Origin of the sequence: Cellulophaga sp., from assembly GCF_039943695.1 — a bacterium.
In the GTDB taxonomy this organism is placed as follows: domain Bacteria; phylum Bacteroidota; class Bacteroidia; order Flavobacteriales; family Flavobacteriaceae; genus Cellulophaga.
The window spans coordinates 1-19583 of record NZ_JBDVAA010000030.1 but is presented as its reverse complement, the minus strand read 5'-3'; the positions used below and the strand labels follow the sequence as shown (position 1 = coordinate 19583).

The following is a 19583-nucleotide window of genomic DNA, read 5'->3' as shown; positions in this document are numbered from 1 at the left end:
TTAATAAAAATTGCTTTTTACACTAAAAGCTATTTAGTTTTCTATAAAAGTATAAAAATAATATAAAAATAATATAAAAAAGTTTAATATTCAAAAAACAATGACAATAGGTGAGAGACTTAAAGAATTAAGGACGCTAAGAGGACTAACTTTAGTTGAACTAGAGAACAAATCAGGTGTGTCCTTTGTACAAATAGGTAGATATGAAAATAACAAAGCCAAACCATCAGCGAAAACAATTCTTAAGCTTGCTAATGCTTTAAATGTTAGAATAGAAGAGTTAACTAATAAGTTAATCTACACTACAAATAATGATGATCCAGATTTTATAAAATTGGATGCAAAATATACAAAGCTTAAAAATTTAGAAGTAATAAGTAAAGAGTCTAAAAATGCAATAGAGAAGATTTTTGATCTTGTGATTTTAGAATCATCAATAAATGAAGAAATGCTTAAAAAATAAAAATGGTAATTTTAATTTAGCATTAATCTAAAAAAATGCTTTTTTAGCAGTTTTAAATTGTTAGGTATATTTTCAAAAAAACTTCTTACCTCCTATAAACATTAATAAATCGAGAGTTTTTTACCGTAACTCGAAATGTCAATTTTAAATTAACAGTTACAGTTTAACCATTTGTAAGCTATAATTAGCCGTTATGTAAAATAGCCGCTACGAAGCTCTCGATTGTTTTATAATTTCAATTCTTCCTTTATTTGAATTGTAATCATCACTGTAAATCTTTTTATCCTTGTAGATTGTGCCCAATCTTAAATCGTAACTAGCTGATTTTATATTATACAAAGAATGGTTATCAATAAGGCTATCTACATTTATTAATTTAGTTAAACTTGTTTTTCCCAATACCATATAAACTCTATTAAAATTTTAATTTTTATAAATCAATCTATATCCAAACCAATAATCCAAACAGGAACAGAAATTACTTTTGCAAAATCTTCTAATATCTTTTTGGTTTTATCAAATGTGACAATGCCACCACTTAACATGGCTTCTAAATTTCCTGTTGGTACTATATAGATTAAGCAATCCACCGAATTTTGAACATTAGCTTTCAAAACTTTAAAAAAATCTCTGTAAGCAAGAGCCCAATTCCCAAATTGGATTTCACCAACTATTAATGGACTATCTCTTGATGTTTTTTTATAAAGCAAATCGTTTCCAGTCTTTTCAATATTAATAAGTGAATCAGCTAAAGCTTTTAAATCAGGGTTTTTACTTAAAAAATCATTCCATCTTTTTAAACCATTATGATATCGTAATTCTCCAAAACACAAATTACGCAATGCATTAATATTTTGAGAATGATTTATTATTGCAAAGTCAAATCCACCTATTGACCCTTTATTTTCGCTAAAATAAAATACTCCACGCTCTTCACTAACCTCTAGTTTTAATTTATTATCAGGTACTTCAGTAAGTATTCGTCTAATTTCTTTATTTAAATAACCCGCTTCAATAGCTTTACTTTTATTTCCTTTAGTGAGCTTAATTCTAGGTTTAATTTCTATTAAAGATGAAAGTGTTTCTTTGAAATCTTTTCTTAGTTTATCGTGAGTATTCATTATCTCATAAGCGTGATGATGGAAATATTGTTTGCTTATTTTTAATTTTCCTGAATCCTCTTTCAACCAATTTTCAATATCCATAATTTATTGATTTGATTATTTATACAAATTGTTCTTGGTTTATATTTGCGTTAATCCTTTCGCTTAATTCTTGCCCTAACTTTTCTACTATCCCGACAACTAAAGCATTTCCCATAAAAAATGCTCTTTTTGTGTCTGTTATTCCTTCTAATTTAGTGTGATTGTCTGGAAACATATTTAAACGTTCAAGTTCAATTGGTGTTAATCTTCTCAGTCTTCCATTTTGGTTCACAACATGTTTAAATCGAGAAGGTGACTTCCCTCCTTCTCCTGTTATAATTGTTCTTGAAGCATTATCTAAAGCATCTGGAAAAATCATACTACCTTCACTATAATTATATTTAAACCCTTGTTTAGTTGTTCTTATTTCACTTTTTGAACCTTTAAGATATTTCCATCCTTTTACTTTATTAATGTCTTCATCACTTATAAAAAACTCTTCAGGTACTTCATTTAAATTGATTAGTATATTATCATCTCCAAGAAATCTTCTAATACCATTATAATTTGGTTTAGTTCTAACTGTTGTAAATTCTCCATTAATCATTATCCCAGAATTTTGGAAAGGGCTTAATTTTCCATCTAAATTAAATTTTTCTGAAACTTCTATTAAATCAACACCAATATTATCTATGTAGATTTTTTCATTAATTTTCTTGACTGGAAAAGCATTAGCAATAACTCCATCAGAGTCTAACCAATCTATTTTATCGTCTGTTTCATTTATTCTCCTATAAATATCAGAAGTATTATGATAGGCTAGAAAAAAAACTCTTCTTCTCCTTTGTGGCATTCCATATTCTGCTGCATTTATAACTCTCCATTCTACAGCATAACCTAAGTTATTTAAAGAAGCTAACATAACTGCAAAATCACGTCCTCTTTGATTTGAAGGTGATTTCAATAAACGATCAACATTTTCAAGCATAAGATATTGAGGCTTGTTTTCTCCTTTTCCGCGTAAAATGGCTTCAATACTCCACCACAAAACACCTTTTTTACCTCTTAAACCTTTAGAGTTTTTTAAAGTAGTCGCTACGGAATAATCTTGACAAGGAAAACCACCAACAAGTAAATCATGATCTGGTATTTGTTCAAAATTGTTTTCAATTACATCAGCAATATTTTCTCCACTATGATTTGAGTCAGGCCAACGGTTTTTATAAACTAAATTTGCATGTTGCATTTTAGTACTTGGTTCCCATTGATTGCTCCAAACAACATCATAGTTAGAGTTTTCTCTTTTAGGGTAACCTTCAAGTCCTACTCTAAATCCTCCAACACCAGCAAATAATTCAACGACTCTAATCGGCATAAATCAATATTTATTTAGTTTTAATTACGAAAAATAAAAATATTGTTTTAAATCGAAAAAAGGTATAGATATTATTAATTAAATAAAGTAGTTTTCAACAATCATCTTTTTAATCCATTTCACACACATTCCACTTCCCTCCTACGTCGTCGCATAAAAAGTGTTCTATTAACACCATATTTTCATCACGCTAAAAATACTAATTCCTACAACGTATATATTACGGAAATCCGTAATTGGTAGCATAAAAAAAGTTCCACTTCCCTCCTACGTTGTTTCATTAAAAACCAAAAAAAAACAGAATCAAACCTAAGTTTAATTCTGCCTTTATTATTTAATTTATGTAAAATTTTAGCTAATTAATAAGCAATTGTTTTGTTTCATTTTTGTTGTTACCAGTAATTGTAACAGTATACAAACCTGCTGGTAATGCAGAAATATTAATTACAGTTGTACTATTTTTAGCCTTTACGGTACGTACTACTGTGCCTACAGAAGTAATAATTCTAATAAAATCTCCTTTACTAGCTACCACATTAACTACTGTATTGGCTGGGTTTGGATATACTGTTCCTGAGTCAGTATTAATAATACTGCTATTAGATGTACAATCAGATACTTTAGTCCATTGGTTTGCAGAACAGCCAGAAGCACCACCTGGTCTACAAGTGCCATTACCAGCTTTTAGTTCATAAATTGCATTGTTAAGCTTTACTTTGTCTCCTATTAAAAAATTTCCTGATTTTTTCCAAGTTGTAGCTGATGAGCAATTACCATCTGTAGCATTACTAGCTGCTCCTGTACCCTCTTTTTTCCAAACTCTTATATAATCTACGTGCATAGATACTGGCATTTCGTCTATATTCTTTTTTGCTCTAGGATTTACTTCTGGGTTAACAGGCTCAAATACATTTCCTTTAAAGTCTACAAAAGGAACTCTTAACCCTAATGATGCTATAACATACATTGGATTATCGCTCCAGTATGTGTTGTTTAATGCCCTACCTACTCTTACACCATCTACATAAAAATATAATTTAGTAGGTGTAATTTCACAACCATAGGTATGCCAACCTTGTGTGGGATCAAATTTACCAGGTAGCTCATACTTATTTAATTGAGTAGCTCTTGCTTTTGGTTGTTTTGGTCTAAACCAATCTCTACCAAAACTTGCTTTTTTTACTAAGTGTAGATTAGATTCTGCATCTGTAATAAAATCTTGTTGGTGACCAACAGGACCATTAGGGTCAAAATCAAATTGCTGTAGTTCTACTATATCAATTTCTGTATACACAGCTTCTCCAATTGGTTTATTATCAAAAAACTTACTGTATAACCAAAAGGAAGGACATACGCCTCTATTTTTGTCAAGACCTGTAGCTTTTGGAGAATTAATTTCTGCACCATAAATTCTAGATTCTACATAACCTACAAAGTTTTTAGGCAATTGTTTAATAGTTTGTAAACAGCCACTTTTAAAATAAGTAATACCATCTATAGCATTATTTGCATTTTGACGCATAGTTAACTCAACAGCACCTTCTCCACTAAAATTTACAGATTTAGCATTAGCATTGTTATTCCATTTCCAGGCTTTTGTACTGGGTAAATTAGCTGTTTTACTCCATTTGTTCCAATTGATATTTCCTGTATTAAATTCATCAGAAAAATCGTTTAATAATTTAAAATTATCATTTGGATTTGATGTTTGTCCTTTAGGCTTTTGACTGTATCCTATGAAGCATACACCTACTAGAAGAAAACTTAAAGCTAACTTTTTTGTTCTCATAATTTTTGATTTCATAACTAAATTCTTTTGTGTTATTAATAATTATAGTTCTAATTATGAATCAAAAGTAGTAAGAATTGTATTACAAAAATATATAGTAAACGGGTTGGATAAAATAGTATTAGCATTGGATAATTCACTACTTATTAAGGGAGTTTACATTTAAATATTCTTTTTTTGCTAAATATTAGTGAAGAAATAGATTAGAAAATCTATAAAAACGATGTGCAAATTACTATTTACTTGATAAGGTTAACAATATGACTAATTGAGATAAAGCACTAGTTATAATACATTTAATTTAGCATAAAAATACTTACAAAAACAAATATCACAACTGTTTAACAATTAAAACAACTACATATGTCATTAGTAACAATTATACTAAATATTATACTACCACCATTAGCCGTATTTATGAAACACGGAATAGGAAAAACATTTTTAATTAGTCTTATACTAACTATTATTGGGTGGTTACCAGGAGTTATACACGCATTTATTGTTAATGATTAAATGTGCTTACAATATAAATTAAAGTAATATTCAGTGATACATATAAAAGTACTTTGGCTTAAGATTAGTGAGGTTTTATTTTAGCTAAAGTACTTTGTTAACTATTGCAATTTTTATTACAAACATTTTTTCTTCCAATTTGTAAACAGTTATTTAATATTTATAGGCTTTGTTTCTGCTTCAAATACATTACCATTCATTAATGTTATTATTAATTTGAATTTGACATTATTTGCTGACTGATTTTTGTCTGAGAATTCGATATAAAATTCATTATAAAACTTATAGGTTGAGTCGTATGCATCTCTGTAATCATTATTTATGATATCAATCCATTCATTTAACCTATATCTTTTAAAATTAGCATCAATATCCTCACCGTAATCATCTGAGATTAATCCAGCATAGTCATAAATTCTAAAATTGTCAAGATTAATTTTTTCTCCAGCCATAATATTAAAAATATTAGTATTTGAAACAATACTTAGCTCTTTAATATTACTTTTTAGTCCTTTTTCTCCTTTAATACAATCTTTATCTCGTCTTTTATTTATTTCATCTATATCTAAACGAAGTTCAATTCTATAACTGTTAGCATCAACACTTTTTAAAGAATCAATTGGAGTAAGAAAAATGGAATTGGTTAAGTTTACTCCTGTAATATCTGGTGTACAGTTGTTTTTACAAGAAAACAATAATTGTAAAAAAATAATTGACGTTATATAATAGTACTTTTTCATATGTTTTTGTTAATGTTTTACAATGGTTTTGTATAAGCGTTAATAACCTATTAATCTTCTGCTTAGTTCACTTTAATTCCGTCTGCAATTTGCTTTTCAAACGTTTCATTGTCCTTAAAGGCACATAAATTTCCGTCTGGGTCAAAAAATTTCGCAATTGTTCCCCAAGTGTGTTCTTGGTAGTCTACTTCAATATTTTTTTCAATCAGTTTGTTTGCAAGAATTTTAACGTTTGAAACGTTCATTCGTAAGCAAGTCTTAATTCGTTCAGATTCAGTTTGTGTTCCGTTATATTCATCGTCTAGCTCTACCATCAAATAAGAGTTTCCAAATTCAAAACACGTTAAATTTTCAGTTTCAAACATTTTGTTTAATTCAAGTATGTTTTCATAAAAGTCTACACATTTTTTATACTCAATAGTGTATAATATTATTCCTGTTCGTTTAAAGTCCATAGTGTTTTTTTAGGTTAAACACATCGGTTTTGTATAAGATTAGCTGCTTAGTTTAAGCACCTAATTTAGCAAATAAAAACTGAATAGAAAGCCCGTGATTCCTGATGCTTCGGGATTAGTAAGTAGACTAGAATAGTGATTAATTATATATGGTGTTGGCAATAGTTATTTTTTAATAATATTTTTTTTAAATGTCCTAATTGAATCTCTTGTATAGTCTTTTTTAAAGGTTCTAATTATTGTATAATCATTATCTAGTAAGTTTAATTCCCAATATAATCCAAAAAAGTGTGCATCTCCATATATGACTAAAATTTTATTTTTGTTGCTTTTGAATATTTGTTCAGCTAAATATTTATTTCTGTAATCTTTGACGTAACCATTTTCAAATTTTTTTCTTAAACCTCTTTTAGCTTTTCCACACCTGTAATTTTTGTCTTTAAGGTCTGTTTTGTAATCACAACTGTCTATTTTAATTTTACCATAATTTTTCTCAAAATCAGTAATCAATTCGGTCAAATTAATATCTGCTCTAATTGAAGATAAGCTATCTACTTTTAAGAGTTTATAATTAGGTTGATTAATTAACTTATATTTTCCTTTATATTTTATTTTACCTGCAATGATGTTGGTAGTTGTATCTAAATATCCCTTTTTACCTTGAGGGAAAAACCCCATAATTCTTCTTAATTTTAAAAGACTTTTTTTTCTAATTAATGAATCTTTTTCTTTATTATCAGTTACACCTTCGTAAAAAACAACGTATTTCAGTTTTTGTAGTGAATCAACTTTATTAGCAATGTCATTGTAATATCTTTTCCTGCCAACGTGATGCATTGGGATAAATATAATTTCTTGCTCTATATTATCTATAAATTTTAATTCAGTTTTTTCGTTTTCTACTCCTAATTTTTTAATAATACGTTTATTGAAAACTGAAGCACACGAAGTAAGTGTAAGAATAATTAGTAGAATAAGAGTTTTTTTCATTTGATTGTGAGTGCATTTTAATTATTGCCAACGGTTTCGGCTATCAGTAGTTGCGTGGGTTAGTCCTTAACTTAGCAAGCAAAAGCTAAGCTAAAAATCCACAAGGATTTTAAAAGTATGCAAGTTAGCAATTACTTAGAGCCATTGTTACCTGTAGTTTTTATTTAAAGTAAATTCCTTTATCAGAAAGTTTACCATAATATTTTTCGTACTGTTGTATTGCATAAATATCCATCATACCACCTATGTAATCTTGAACTTTTCTTTCCCATTTATCAGTTACTCTGTAATTAGCCGGAAGTAGTACCATATCCCTATTGTAATTTTTATCAGTATATAAATCATACAATTTCGTTAGTACGTGTTTACCTAATTGTTCATATTCAATAATGTCAGGTTGTCTTTTTATAGCTTCAAATGTTAGTTTTTTCAAGCCATGAACTAAATTCCCTAAATTTTTATAACCTAATTTGCCATTCACTAAATTAACATCTCTAACAAATGCATTTGCTAAAATTGATGTTAATTCTTTTCTATAAAGCATAGCGTATTCTTCTGATGATTTGTATACGTGAGCTTTTTCAGCAAACTGTCTTGCGAGTACATTGAATTTTTTGAATTCAGTTATGACATCTTTATATTCACTTCTAATTGAAAATTCATAAAGAAGTTCGTCTATGGTAAAATAGTTTAGTCCCAAAGCATCTTCCAAATCATGAATTGCATAGGATATTTCGTCAGATAAATCCATAATTTCACAATCAATTGTTTTATGCTGGATTTTGTGTTCATTTAACCACTTTTTAACAAGGTCGTAATCTTTGTTATATAAAAACTTTTTATTCTTTACTATTTCAACTTCTTGTTTTTGATTTTTGATTTCTTCTTTTTCAGGCTTAAAATATTTTACAACACCTAGCATAGTCCTAATAGTAAGGTTTAATCCATTGAAATCGTGATGTCGTTCTTCAATCCGATTTAATATCCTAAATGTCTGAGCGTTGCCTTCATATGGATTTTTTTCACAAACTTTGCTAAGGAATACTTCTCCAGCATGTCCAAATGGCGGGTTTCCAATATCATGAGCCAATGAACAAGTTTGGACAGTAAGTGTGTCATTTAGTTTTAATTTGTTAGCGATTGTTTTTGCAATTTGCGCTACCTCATGGCTATGGGTCAATCTATTTCTGTAAAAAACTTGACTTTTAGGAACGAAAAGTTGCATTTTACCTTGAAGTCGCCTACATGAAGATGAATATAGAACACGAGAATAATCAATATCTGCATTGGTTCTAAAATAGTCAGTAGTACCTTGATATTTATTATCGACTCTTAAATCTTTAACTTTAGAGAGTTCAGATTCTTTACTTGTAGTATAATCAATTAATTCTTGTGATATCATTGTTTAGTTTAAATTACAGGTAACTACATATAAACGCACATAATGTAGTTTTGCTAGTTTTGGTTGTTAAATTTTCCTACAATGTAAAACTATTTTTTTTACTACAATTACGGATATGTGTAATTGGGTACTATTTATTTATAAATGGTACAAAATTAGTTATTGGTAACACTTTCTACAGTTGGGGAGAAAATGCAACTTCCCTCCTACTTTTTACAAAATAAATTACTAAAAAATTTATGTGTTTAATTACATCTTAATAACATCTGCTACAATACCTTGTACTTTAAAATCTGTAGTTAAAATAATTGGTTGGTGTTTTGGGTTTGTAGAGTGTGGTTTTAAAACAAGGTTGCTACCATTGTTTTTAAACTCTTTTACCGTAGCTTCATCATCTAACAAGGCAAGTACTAAATCTCCGGTTTCTGCTGTATGCTGGCGTTTAATTAGTAGTAAATCACCACTGTCTATTCCTTTTTTGTTCATAGAGTCTCCTGTAGCTCTTAGCAAAAAATAATCTGAAGGCGTTTTTACTAGTTTTGTAGATATGGCAATTTGTGCCTCTATATGCTCTTTTGCAAATATTGGTAAACCGCAAGCTACAGAGCCTACTAAAGGTATGTTTACCGTATCGGTTTCTGTTGTAGTTGTATTAAATACGGCTTGGTTACCATCTAATAAGTCTCTGGCTTCTACTTGTAAAATTTGTGCAATTTCATACAGTAACTCTAAACTGGGTTGCCTCCTATTCTGTACATAAGAATTTACCATATTGTAGCTTTTACCTAGTTTTTCTGCCAACCAGGTTTGCTTAATTCCTTTATCATCTAATACGTACTTAATACGGTTCATAACTGCATTGTTTTCAGTGTCAAATATAGTAAATTACATACTAATATATCATAATATGAGATATAAATTAATTATAAAATGTACTTTTTATTAGTTTACATTGTATCTTTACAGTCTAAACTCTAATTTTAAGGTATGTCTTTTCAACGTGTACAAGAAAAACTAAACATCCTTGCAGATGCTGCAAAGTACGATGTGTCTTGCTCCTCTAGCGGCAGCAACAGAACCAATACCAATAAAGGATTGGGTAATGCGTCTGCTTCTGGTATTTGCCATACCTACACAGAGGATGGCCGTTGTGTATCTCTCCTAAAAATATTATTAACCAACCATTGTATTTTTGACTGTGCTTACTGTGTTACACGTAAAAGCAATGACATTAAACGTGCTGCTTTTAAAGTGCAAGAGGTGGTAGATTTGACTATAAATTTTTACAGACGTAACTATATTGAAGGTCTTTTTTTAAGCTCTGGTATTTTTAAAAGTGCAGACTATACTATGGAGCGTTTGGTTGCGGTGGCTAAAAAATTGCGTTTAGAAGAAAATTTTAATGGGTACATACATTTAAAATCTATTCCGGGTGCTAGTGATGAGCTAATGCGAGAGGCTGGTTTGTATGCAGACAGACTTAGTGTTAATATTGAAATTCCGACTAAAAAAGGCTTAAAACTTTTAGCTCCAGATAAAAACAGAGAAGATTTTATTAAACCTATGATTAAGGTTAAAAATGAAATTATACAGTATAAAAACGAGAAAAAGCTTATAAAAAGTACGCCTAAATACGCTCCTGGTGGACAAAGTACACAAATGATTGTAGGCGCTAGTGGTGAAAATGATATGCAAATAATGTATACCTCTAACTATTTTTACAAGAATTTTAATTTAAAGCGTGTATACTACTCTGGTTATGTGCCAATTAGTTATGACACACGTTTGCCACAAATTGGTACTCCTGTTCCTATGCTACGCGAAAACAGATTGTACCAAACCGATTGGTTGTTACGCTTTTATGGCTTTAATATTGAAGAAATTTTAAATGAGCATAATCAACATTTAGATTTAGATATTGATCCTAAATTGGGTTGGGCATTACGTAACATGCACGAGTTTCCTATAGATGTAAATAAGGCAGATAAGCATATGTTGGCAAGAATTCCTGGTTTAGGTATGAAATCTGTACACAAAATACTAAAAGCTAGGCGGTACAGACAACTTAATTGGGAGCATTTAAAGGCAATTGGCGTGTCATTAAACCGTGCACAATACTTTTTAATTTGTGCATCTAACAAGTTTGAAAGTCGAGATCTTACTGCAGAGAAAATTAAAGGTCTAATTCTACAAAATTCTAAAAGTAAATACACAGATATGCTTAGCAACCAATTAAATCTTTTTGGATAGACTTTTGCTATGGAAACTACACTAATTTATGACGCCTCTTTTGATGGATTTTTAACGGCTGTTTTTACTGCTTTTGAGATGAAATTAAAAACAGTGACTATTGTTACGGAACAAAGATTTCAGCAACCGTTGTTTGGTAGTTTTGAAACTGTGTATACAGACCAAGAAAAAAGTAACCGTGTTTGGGCAGGTTTAAAAAAGAAAATGCCTAGCAATGATTTACGCAGGTTTTATTATGCTTTTTTAAGTGAAAAACCTACTGTAGAAAATACCTTATTTAATGCCATTGTGTATGTGTTTGCTGCTAAAGTTAATGTTGGAGCAGATTATACAAATGAACATATATTAGAAATAGCTAAACTAACTAAAAACGTAGGACGAGAAAAGCATAGAATGGAAGCTTTTGTGCGTTTTAAACTTACTAAAGATGGTGTTTACTTTGCTAACATAGAGCCAGATTTTAATGTGTTACCACTAATAAAAAGGCATTTTGAGAAGCGTTATGCAGACCAAAAATGGCTTATTTATGATTTAAAACGGAAGTATGGCTTGTATTACAACTTAGAAAAAGTAGATATTATTACGCTAGAATTAGGTGCAGATTTTGATCCTACTAAAACGTCTTCAGAGATTTTTGCTGAAATAGAATTAGAGTTTCAGCAATTATGGAACGATTATTTTAAGAGTACAAATATTGCTTCTAGAAAAAATATGAAACTACACGTACAACATGTTCCTAAACGCTATTGGAAATACTTAAGCGAGAAAAGTATTCTTTAAAGTCTATTATAAGTTTAAACCAATTATTTACATAAAATTAGTACTATATTTAGCTTTAGTTAGCAGTATTTTTTAATTAACTTGTAATTTTACGAGCTTAAATAAACCTTCTTTTTTTATGAAAAAGCATATACTTTTTGTACTTCTATTTATAGTAAACATTAGCTTATTATGTGCACAAGACTTAGTGCAATCTGGTCCTATGGTAGGATATTCTACTATGAGAGAGGTGTTACTTTGGACACAAACCACTAAAGCGGCAGAGGTACATTTTGAGTATTATGAAAAAGGAAATGCTAAACAAAGGTTTAAAACAAAAAAGTATACTACAGAGGCCAATACTGGTTTTGTAGCTAAACTAATTGCAGATAAAGTTTTGCCTGGTAAAAACTACGTATATGAGCTGTTTGTAAATGGTAAAAAGATACAAAGAGATTACGCTATGGAGTTTGAGTCTCAAAAACTATGGAAATGGAGAACAGACCCACCTGAGGTTAGTTTTGCTATTGGTAGTTGTAATTATGTAAACGAAGAACGTTTTGATAGAAATGGAAAACCATATGGTAGAGATTTTGACATTTTTACATCTATACATAAAAAAAATCCAAACTTTATGTTGTGGTTAGGAGACAACACGTACTTAAGAGAACCAGATTGGGGCTCACGTACTGGTTTATTACACCGTTATACACATACTAGGTCTTTACCAGAACTTCAGCCATTGTTGGCTTCTACACACAATTATGCTATTTGGGACGATCATGACTATGGTCCAGATAACTCAAATAGCAGTTTTCCTCTAAAAGAAACGTCATCAGAAATTTTTAAACTATTTTGGGGTAATCCTAATTATGACATTATCAATAAAGGCGGAATCACAGGTTCTTTTACATGGGCAGATTTAGAGTTCTTTTTATTAGATAATCGCTACTACAGAACAGCTAATAATAATTACACTACAGAAAGACAAATACTTGGTAAAACACAAATAGACTGGCTTATAAACGCCTTAACTACTAGTGATGCTCCTTTTAAGTTTGTTGTTATTGGCGGGCAAGTAGTAAGTTCTGAAGCGATGTATGAAAACCACGCTACTTTTCCTAAAGAGCGTAATTACTTAATTGAAAAAATACGTGAAGCAAAAATTGAAGGTGTTGTTTTTCTTGATGGAGACAGGCACCACACTGTATTAAGTCGCATGCAAGAAAGCAATAGTGTATATCCGTTATATGACCTTACGTGTTCTTCTTTAACAGCTGGTGCTAATAATAACAAAGAACCTTTAAATGTTTACAAAATTGATGATACCATTGTAGGCGAGCATAACTTTGGAATTTTAAATGTAAAAGGCCCACGTAAAGAACGTGAGCTTACTATTTCTATTTTTAATAAAGATGGTAAAGAGTTATGGTCCAAAAATATCAACGAGAAAGATTTAAAGTATAACTAAAAAGCAATTGCTTTTTGGTTATACTTTTATAGTATGCAATAGCCTAAATATAGTCGTAAAATACTTTCATAAGTCTATCAAGAATTAAACTTCTCGTTTTACTTAGAAAAGTGATACATTTTCACCTTTAAAAGTAACAGTTGCAAATAGAAAATTACAACTTCACAATCTGTGCAGAAGCCATAAAAGAATCTTGCATACGCTGCATACGGTCATCAAACTTTGTCCCAAATACCAAATACTGACATTTATCTATGCTTTCTGGTGTTCTTATAACCTCAGAAAACAAACTTGGCTTTACTAAAAACTCTGCATCATCTACAATAAACAATTGTAGTACATTTAAGTTTATACCATTTGTATAAAAAATACGATTTAGTCTTTTTGGAGTTGCTATTACAATATCTACGCCATCATAAATATCATCTCTTTGATCATCTATATTTTGCTCTTCATAAGCACAGTACGTACGTATAGACATTCTAAATGTAAACCTATCAAACTCTTGTTTTAAGTCTAATGCAGATTGCTTGTCTTTTACAAATATTAAAGCTCTAGGAGCATCTTGATACTCTTGGCACTTTAACTTTTGTAATGTACTAATAACCAAAGCTGTTGTTTTACCAGACCCTTTTGGTGCTAAACCAAAAATACTAGCTCCGCCTTTTATTTTAGAAAGTACATTTTTTTGAAAAGGTAATGGTTCTGTAATTTTTAAACGTTCTAAGGCTTCTTTTAACTCTGGATGTATTTTTTTAAACGACATCTTATATTTTTTTAGCAGTTTTCACTATTTGTAAATAAGCTTACAACTTAATTGCAAAGTTATACAACAATAACCATTGTATTAACAACATAGATTTTATTTAAAGTTAAAGCTACTATACTTTAGCAGTGTTGTTAAAGAGTAATAAATTTTTCATTTTCATATAGTGTTCTCGTAAAAAGAGTCTTGTTTTTGTCGACAAGACTCTTTTTCATTTACAACACTTATTCCTTAAATACTAAGGAATCCACTTATTTTTACCAAAGTCTGGCTTACGCTTTTCTAAAAATGCATTACGACCTTCTTTAGCTTCTTCTGTCATATACGCTAATCTAGTAGCTTCACCAGCAAAAACCTGCTGCCCAACCATACCATCGTCTGTTAAGTTCATAGCAAACTTTAGCATTTTTATAGATGTTGGCGACTTTTCTAATATTTCTTGAGCCCACTCATACGCAGTATCCTCTAACTCATCATGCGGAATAACAGCATTTACCATTCCCATTTCATAAGCATCTTGTGCAGAATAATTACGTCCTAAAAAGAAAATTTCTCTAGCTTTTTTCTGTCCTACCATTTTTGCCAAATAAGCAGAACCATAACCACCATCAAAACTAGTAACATCTGCATCTGTTTGTTTAAAAATAGCATGTTCTTTACTAGCCAAAGTTAAATCGCAAACTACATGTAAACTATGACCGCCACCAACAGCCCAACCCGGAACTACAGCTATAACAACTTTAGTCATAAAACGTATTAAACGCTGTACTTCTAAAATATTAAGTCTGTGCATACCGTCCTCACCAACATATCCTTGGTGGCCTCTTGCTTTTTGGTCTCCTCCGCTACAAAAAGAATACACACCATCTTTACTAGATGGGCCTTCTGCAGATAATAAAACAACACCTATAGACGTGTCTTCTTGTGCATCATAAAATGCTTTGTATAACTCGCTTGTAGTTTTTGGTCTAAACGCATTACGCACATCTGGTCTGTTAAACGCTATACGCGCTACGCCATTGCACTTTTTATACGTAATATCCTCGAACTCCTGAGCTACTTTCCACTCAATATTTTTCATTTTAATCTTATTTTTAGACTTCGTTTTTTTGTTCTTTTTCTGCAATCCATTTAGATAAGTATTTTGTGCTCATCAAACTATGGTGCTGTAGTAAACTGCCTATAAAATTGGCATTTCTATGTTTTTCTAAATCTTTTTGCAAAGTACTAATTTTATTAGATAACTTGGTTTCTAAATTAGTCTTAGCATAATAGGTATTTAGAATTTCCGCTCCGTTTTTTTGTGCTTGTAACCAAGCAGCTTCATTTGTATATAAGTTTACAGCGTTAGCAGCAAAATTAGCTGCGGTATCTGCAATTTCTCCGCTCCAAGCTAAATTACCGTACATACCCTCTGCCCCTATTTTAGTGGTTACGCTTGGTGTTCCGTTACGCATAGCATCTATTAATTTACCTTTAATGCCCGCTCCAAACCGCAATGGCGCTAAATTTACTTTAGTTTGTTGCATTATTTGGTTTGCATCTTCTCCCCAACCGTGTACTAAAAACCCTGTTTTAGCATTGTGTTTTTCTGTTAACTGTTGTGGTAAATAGGCGCCATAAATATGTAATTTTGCTTCTGGAAGCTCTTTGCGTATTAGCGGCCAAATTTCTTTATGCAACCACAAAACAGCATCTACATTAGGTTTGTGTTTTCCATTGCCAATACACACAAAATCTTTCCTGTTTTTAAAACTATTACCTGTATTACTATAAGCATCTAACATAAAAGGAAGATATAATAGCAAAGAACTGTCTATTTTAAAAGTGTTTTTTAGCAACTGCTCCTCATACATTGATATTACTAATGAAAAATCTGAGCGATAAATACTTGCAATTTCTCTCTTAGTAATCTCTAATTTTTTTAATGCTTCTTCACTAGGTTGTAATTTTCCTTTTTTAAACGCTTCTTCTCTTGCTTTGCGTAAAAAATGAAGATCTTCAGTATCTAAAATTCGTATTGCATGTGGCACAACTTGTGCTACTCGCCAACCAAACTGTTCTTCAGTTAAAAACCGATCAAAAACAACAATATCCGGATTTAAATCGTTTATAAAATCATCAAAACTATCATTATTAAGCTGTATTTGCTTTTCTAAAACACCTAAAGATGAAAAATCTACAGAGTAGACAGATTTTGCTGCCGTACTAGCAAATGTTACCGTATAGTTTTGTTGTGTAAAATATGTAATAAGCTGTAGAATTCTGCCACCAGCTGCCGTTGTTGTGGGCTCTGGCCAAACAAAACCAATAAATAAAACATTTTTCACGCTAGAAGAATTTACATTTTAGAAGAAAATTTCTGAGAAATACTAAGTCGTAATTTACGCTCATAATCCTCCTCTAACCATTCTTTATAGTTTTTTGTATTATTCATTATACAGTAAGAGTATTGTCTTACTCTAAATTGTATCTCTTCTTTTAGCTTTTTGGCCAAGATACGTGCATCAAAAACATCTTCGCTATTTTCTACGCATATTTTTGCGTGTTGTTCTATACTTTTTTCTAAGACCGATTTAGATTTTAATCCTTTAGCAAAAGCATCTTTATATTCGGCTTTAATATCAAAAAATATGTTTTCAGATTTAGAAAATTCATCTCGTAAGGCCTGAGGCATTTCGTAAACAAAATCGCGCTCTATTTCTTCATCATTCTTAATATTTTCTAAGAAGAAATCAGGAAAATGAAAAATTTCTTGCCAATCTATAGGTTCACTCCACAACCCAAATCTTTTGGTATTGTTACCTAAATCTATAACCGTAAATTCTTCTTTGGTATCTGTTACACGAGAACCACGACCAATCATCTGAAAATACAATGTTAAAGACCGTGTAGCCCTGTTTAGGATTATAGTTTCTACCGTAGGCTCATCAAAACCAGTGGTTAATATACTAACTGATGTTAATATAGCATCTGGTGTTGTAGAAAACCACTCTAAAATTTCTTTACGTTCTGATGCCGAATTTTTATTATCTAAATGACGAATATTATACCCAGCTTTTTTAAAGGTTTCATACACGTAGTATGATGTGCTAATACCGTTGTTAAATATTAAGGTTTTTGTACCTTTTGCTAGCTCTTCATAAGAAGACAATAGCTTGCCTTGCATTGTTTGGTTACTGTATAACTCATCTGAAGATTTAACAGTATAATCACCATTAATACCTAGTTTTAAAGTTTTTAAACCTACATCATAACTATACTGGTTGGCACTAGACAAAAAGTTTCTGCTAATTAACGACTTTATAGACTCGCCAATAATTAACTTTTTATAATTGTCTTTCATTGGTAGCTTAATGTTAGAACTAAGCGGCGTTGCTGTTACACCAAGTATAGACGAATCTTTAAAGTATTTAAATAGCTTACGAAAAGAGTTATAATGGGCTTCATCAATAATTACAAGTCCAATGTCCTTTAGCTCAACGTTCTCTTCTTGCAGCCTGTTATTTAAAGTTTCTACCATAGCTACAAAACATTTGTAACTATCTTGATCGTTTAAATCTTTTACACTACTATTTATTACTTTGTTATGTACGCCAAAACTATCTAACATTTTAGATGTTTGTGCGCTTAACTCAATTCTATGGGTAAGCACAACAACTTTTTTGTTTTTTTGTGCTATATATCTACGGGCTATTTCAGAAAAAACAACAGTTTTTCCGCCACCAGTAGGCAATTGATACAACAGGTTTGTACCAGGAGGATTTTCATCAAAATAAGTAAATATTTTACTTAAATCTTCCTGCTGATAGTCGTATAATGTTTTTTCTGTAGTTGTCTTTTGTTCTTCCAAATGGGATAACCTATTTTGTAATTAATCGTAGAAAAACGATGTATTTAAGTTTAAAAATAAACCTTGCTAAATTAGTCGATTTTTGTGCTTTAAGAAAACTTAAAAGCATAAAACTGATAAAAAGTGCTGTTAAATAGGCAGCCTAGCGCTTAGTCTATACTATCTAAAGCTCTAGAAAAACCGTCTTGAAACATCCAATTATTGTCTTGCGTATGCTTGTAAATAACTAAAATGCGGTCTTTAAACTCTGGTAAAATTGCATTAACTGCTACATACTGTACAACTTGCTCAAAAGAATTAAGCATACTTTTATAAAAAGCATCTGGCACATTTTTGTGCTGTGCAAACTCCTGTGCTATTTCTATATTATATAGCATAACATCTGCTACCAAAGGAGCATCTACACCTAATAACAAAAAGTTTTTAATGTATTTTTGAGCTACAGATCTACGAGCTCTGGGGCGTTTGCGTTTTACAGGAAAATACTCGTTACCTATTTTTAATTTAGCTTCTTGTACCAGTTTTTCTTCCTTTGGATTAAAAACAAAGCTGTAGTATGCTTTAACAGCCGGAAATTTTTCATACAATCCTAAAAGTTGTTCTTCTAATTCTCCTTTTTTTAATTCTGATAAATACTTTTTTAAAGCTCTTTTACTCATACAAAAAATCTATAATTGCGGAAAGTTACCAAATAAATCAAAAAATTAAAGAAATATATTTAAAACCTTTTTGGTCTTAAAAACATTGATATTTAAAAAGGTAAGTATTTTATTTATAAGTAATGTATAAAGTATATGTTAAATGTTTGGAAAATAACATTTTAAAATGTATACTGTACCTTTAAACTTTAAATTAACAGAACAGATATATGAGGCAACTAAAGATCATCAAACAGGTAACTAACAGAGAATCAAAATCATTAGACAAATACCTGCAAGATATCAGCAAAATAGATCTAATTACTGCAAATGAAGAAGTAGAGTTAGCTCAAAGAATACGTGCAGGTGATGAGGCTGCGCTAGAAAAATTAACAAATGCAAACTTAAGATTTGTTGTATCTGTTGCTAAACAATATCAAAACCAAGGCTTAAAATTACCAGATTTAATTAATGAAGGTAACGTTGGCTTGGTTAAAGCTGCTAAAAGATTTGATGAAACTAGAGGTTTTAAGTTTATTTCTTATGCCGTTTGGTGGATTAGACAGTCTATTTTACAAGCCTTAGCTGAGCAGTCTAGAATTGTGCGTTTGCCATTAAATAAAATTGGATCTATTAATAAGATAAAAAAGGCTTTTTCTTATTTAGAACAAACACACGAAAGACCTCCTTCTGCAGAAGAAATTGCAAAAGAATTGGAATTGTCAGTTAGTGAGGTTAAGCAGTCTATGAAAAACTCTGGAAGACACGTATCTATGGATGCACCTTTTAAAGAAGGCGAAGACTCTAATTTATACGATGTTATTAAATACGGAGAATCTCCTAACCCAGATGAAAAATTAATGCATCAATCTTTAGATACAGAGATTAATAGAGCATTAGAAACTTTATCTCCTAGAGAAGCAGATGTTGTTAAATTATATTACGGTATAGGTGATAAACATTCTATGACT

Annotated in this window: 18 protein-coding genes and 2 pseudogenes; 6 read left to right on the top strand and 14 right to left on the bottom strand. The window is 30.6% G+C overall.

The window, feature by feature from the left end; translation table 11 throughout:
- Nucleotides 1-100: 100 nt before the first annotated feature.
- On the top strand, nt 101-463 hold the full coding sequence (locus ABJD66_RS02755) for a helix-turn-helix transcriptional regulator (RefSeq protein WP_100895943.1): 363 nt from the start codon (nt 101-103) through the stop codon (nt 461-463).
- Nucleotides 464-900: 437 nt separating this feature from the next.
- Here the strand turns inward: ABJD66_RS02755 and ABJD66_RS02750 are convergent, their stop codons facing one another.
- From ABJD66_RS02750 to ABJD66_RS02740, 3 genes are all read right to left on the bottom strand, one after another.
- On the bottom strand, nt 901-1668 hold the full coding sequence (locus ABJD66_RS02750; RefSeq protein WP_348127941.1) for a BglII/BstYI family type II restriction endonuclease: 768 nt from the start codon (nt 1666-1668) through the stop codon (nt 901-903).
- Between the two features lie 19 nt (nt 1669-1687).
- Complete coding sequence (gene dcm / locus ABJD66_RS02745; protein ID WP_348127938.1) at nt 1688-2983, bottom strand: DNA (cytosine-5-)-methyltransferase; 1296 nt, start codon at nt 2981-2983, stop codon at nt 1688-1690.
- Nucleotides 2984-3338: 355 nt separating this feature from the next.
- Nucleotides 3339-4787, bottom strand: coding sequence for a T9SS type A sorting domain-containing protein (locus ABJD66_RS02740; RefSeq protein ID WP_348127935.1), 1449 nt, complete (start codon nt 4785-4787; stop codon nt 3339-3341).
- A 348-nt stretch (nt 4788-5135) separates the two neighbouring features.
- Here ABJD66_RS02740 and ABJD66_RS02735 point away from each other — a divergent pair, with 348 nt between their 5' ends.
- Nucleotides 5136-5288, top strand: coding sequence for a YqaE/Pmp3 family membrane protein (locus ABJD66_RS02735; RefSeq protein WP_100895940.1), 153 nt, complete (start codon nt 5136-5138; stop codon nt 5286-5288).
- 149 nt (nt 5289-5437) lie between these two features.
- On the opposite strand, the gene ABJD66_RS02730 is transcribed toward ABJD66_RS02735, so the two are convergent.
- The 6 genes and pseudogenes from ABJD66_RS02730 to ABJD66_RS02705 form a co-directional block, all read right to left on the bottom strand.
- Nucleotides 5438-6028 carry a hypothetical protein gene (locus ABJD66_RS02730; protein ID WP_348127933.1) on the bottom strand — a complete coding sequence of 197 codons (591 nt, stop codon included), beginning with the start codon at nt 6026-6028 and terminating at the stop codon, nt 5438-5440.
- 62 nt (nt 6029-6090) lie between these two features.
- Nucleotides 6091-6483 (bottom strand): VOC family protein, encoded by a 393-nt coding sequence (locus ABJD66_RS02725; RefSeq protein WP_013622469.1) that lies wholly within the window; start codon nt 6481-6483, stop codon nt 6091-6093.
- A gap of 165 nt (nt 6484-6648) precedes the next feature.
- Nucleotides 6649-7473, bottom strand: coding sequence for a hypothetical protein (locus tag ABJD66_RS02720; RefSeq protein ID WP_348127929.1), 825 nt, complete (start codon nt 7471-7473; stop codon nt 6649-6651).
- 160 nt (nt 7474-7633) lie between these two features.
- Nucleotides 7634-8875 carry a dGTP triphosphohydrolase gene (dgt, locus tag ABJD66_RS02715; RefSeq protein ID WP_348127926.1) on the bottom strand — a complete coding sequence of 414 codons (1242 nt, stop codon included), beginning with the start codon at nt 8873-8875 and terminating at the stop codon, nt 7634-7636.
- Between the two features lie 249 nt (nt 8876-9124).
- Nucleotides 9125-9502: pseudogene (gene lexA, locus ABJD66_RS02710) on the bottom strand (transcriptional repressor LexA); the annotation flags it as partial.
- A 48-nt stretch (nt 9503-9550) separates the two neighbouring features.
- Nucleotides 9551-9727 (bottom strand): annotated as a pseudogene (locus tag ABJD66_RS02705) (helix-turn-helix transcriptional regulator); the annotation flags it as partial.
- A 135-nt stretch (nt 9728-9862) separates the two neighbouring features.
- Between ABJD66_RS02705 and ABJD66_RS02700 the strand changes: the two are divergent.
- The 3 genes from ABJD66_RS02700 to ABJD66_RS02690 all read left to right on the top strand — a co-directional run bounded on the left by ABJD66_RS02700 (nt 9863) and on the right by ABJD66_RS02690 (nt 13355).
- The gene (locus ABJD66_RS02700; RefSeq protein WP_348127923.1) at nt 9863-11125 is read left to right on the top strand and encodes a putative DNA modification/repair radical SAM protein; all 1263 of its coding nucleotides are present in this window, start codon (nt 9863-9865) and stop codon (nt 11123-11125) included.
- 9 nt (nt 11126-11134) lie between these two features.
- Nucleotides 11135-11905, top strand: a complete 771-nt coding sequence (locus tag ABJD66_RS02695) for a TIGR03915 family putative DNA repair protein (RefSeq protein ID WP_348127920.1) — start codon at nt 11135-11137, stop codon at nt 11903-11905.
- A gap of 118 nt (nt 11906-12023) precedes the next feature.
- Nucleotides 12024-13355 (top strand): alkaline phosphatase D family protein, encoded by a 1332-nt coding sequence (locus ABJD66_RS02690; RefSeq protein WP_348127918.1) that lies wholly within the window; start codon nt 12024-12026, stop codon nt 13353-13355.
- A gap of 154 nt (nt 13356-13509) precedes the next feature.
- Here ABJD66_RS02690 and ABJD66_RS02685 read toward each other — a convergent pair whose 3' ends face one another.
- The 5 genes from ABJD66_RS02685 to ABJD66_RS02665 form a co-directional block, all read right to left on the bottom strand.
- Complete coding sequence (locus ABJD66_RS02685) at nt 13510-14121, bottom strand: DEAD/DEAH box helicase (RefSeq protein WP_100895932.1); 612 nt, start codon at nt 14119-14121, stop codon at nt 13510-13512.
- A 238-nt stretch (nt 14122-14359) separates the two neighbouring features.
- On the bottom strand, nt 14360-15202 hold the full coding sequence (locus ABJD66_RS02680; protein WP_170932137.1) for a 1,4-dihydroxy-2-naphthoyl-CoA synthase: 843 nt from the start codon (nt 15200-15202) through the stop codon (nt 14360-14362).
- A gap of 13 nt (nt 15203-15215) precedes the next feature.
- Entirely contained in the window at nt 15216-16451 is a 1236-nt protein-coding gene (locus tag ABJD66_RS02675; RefSeq protein WP_348127913.1) for a glycosyltransferase, read from the bottom strand.
- Between the two features lie 11 nt (nt 16452-16462).
- Nucleotides 16463-17974, bottom strand: a complete 1512-nt coding sequence (locus ABJD66_RS02670) for a DEAD/DEAH box helicase family protein (protein WP_303544563.1) — start codon at nt 17972-17974, stop codon at nt 16463-16465.
- A 149-nt stretch (nt 17975-18123) separates the two neighbouring features.
- Nucleotides 18124-18633, bottom strand: a complete 510-nt coding sequence (locus ABJD66_RS02665; RefSeq protein ID WP_348127910.1) for a DUF6155 family protein — start codon at nt 18631-18633, stop codon at nt 18124-18126.
- A 209-nt stretch (nt 18634-18842) separates the two neighbouring features.
- Between ABJD66_RS02665 and ABJD66_RS02660 the strand changes: the two genes are divergently transcribed.
- Nucleotides 18843-19583 (top strand): RNA polymerase sigma factor RpoD/SigA (locus ABJD66_RS02660; RefSeq protein WP_348127908.1); only part of this gene is annotated, 741 nt, incomplete at its 3' end.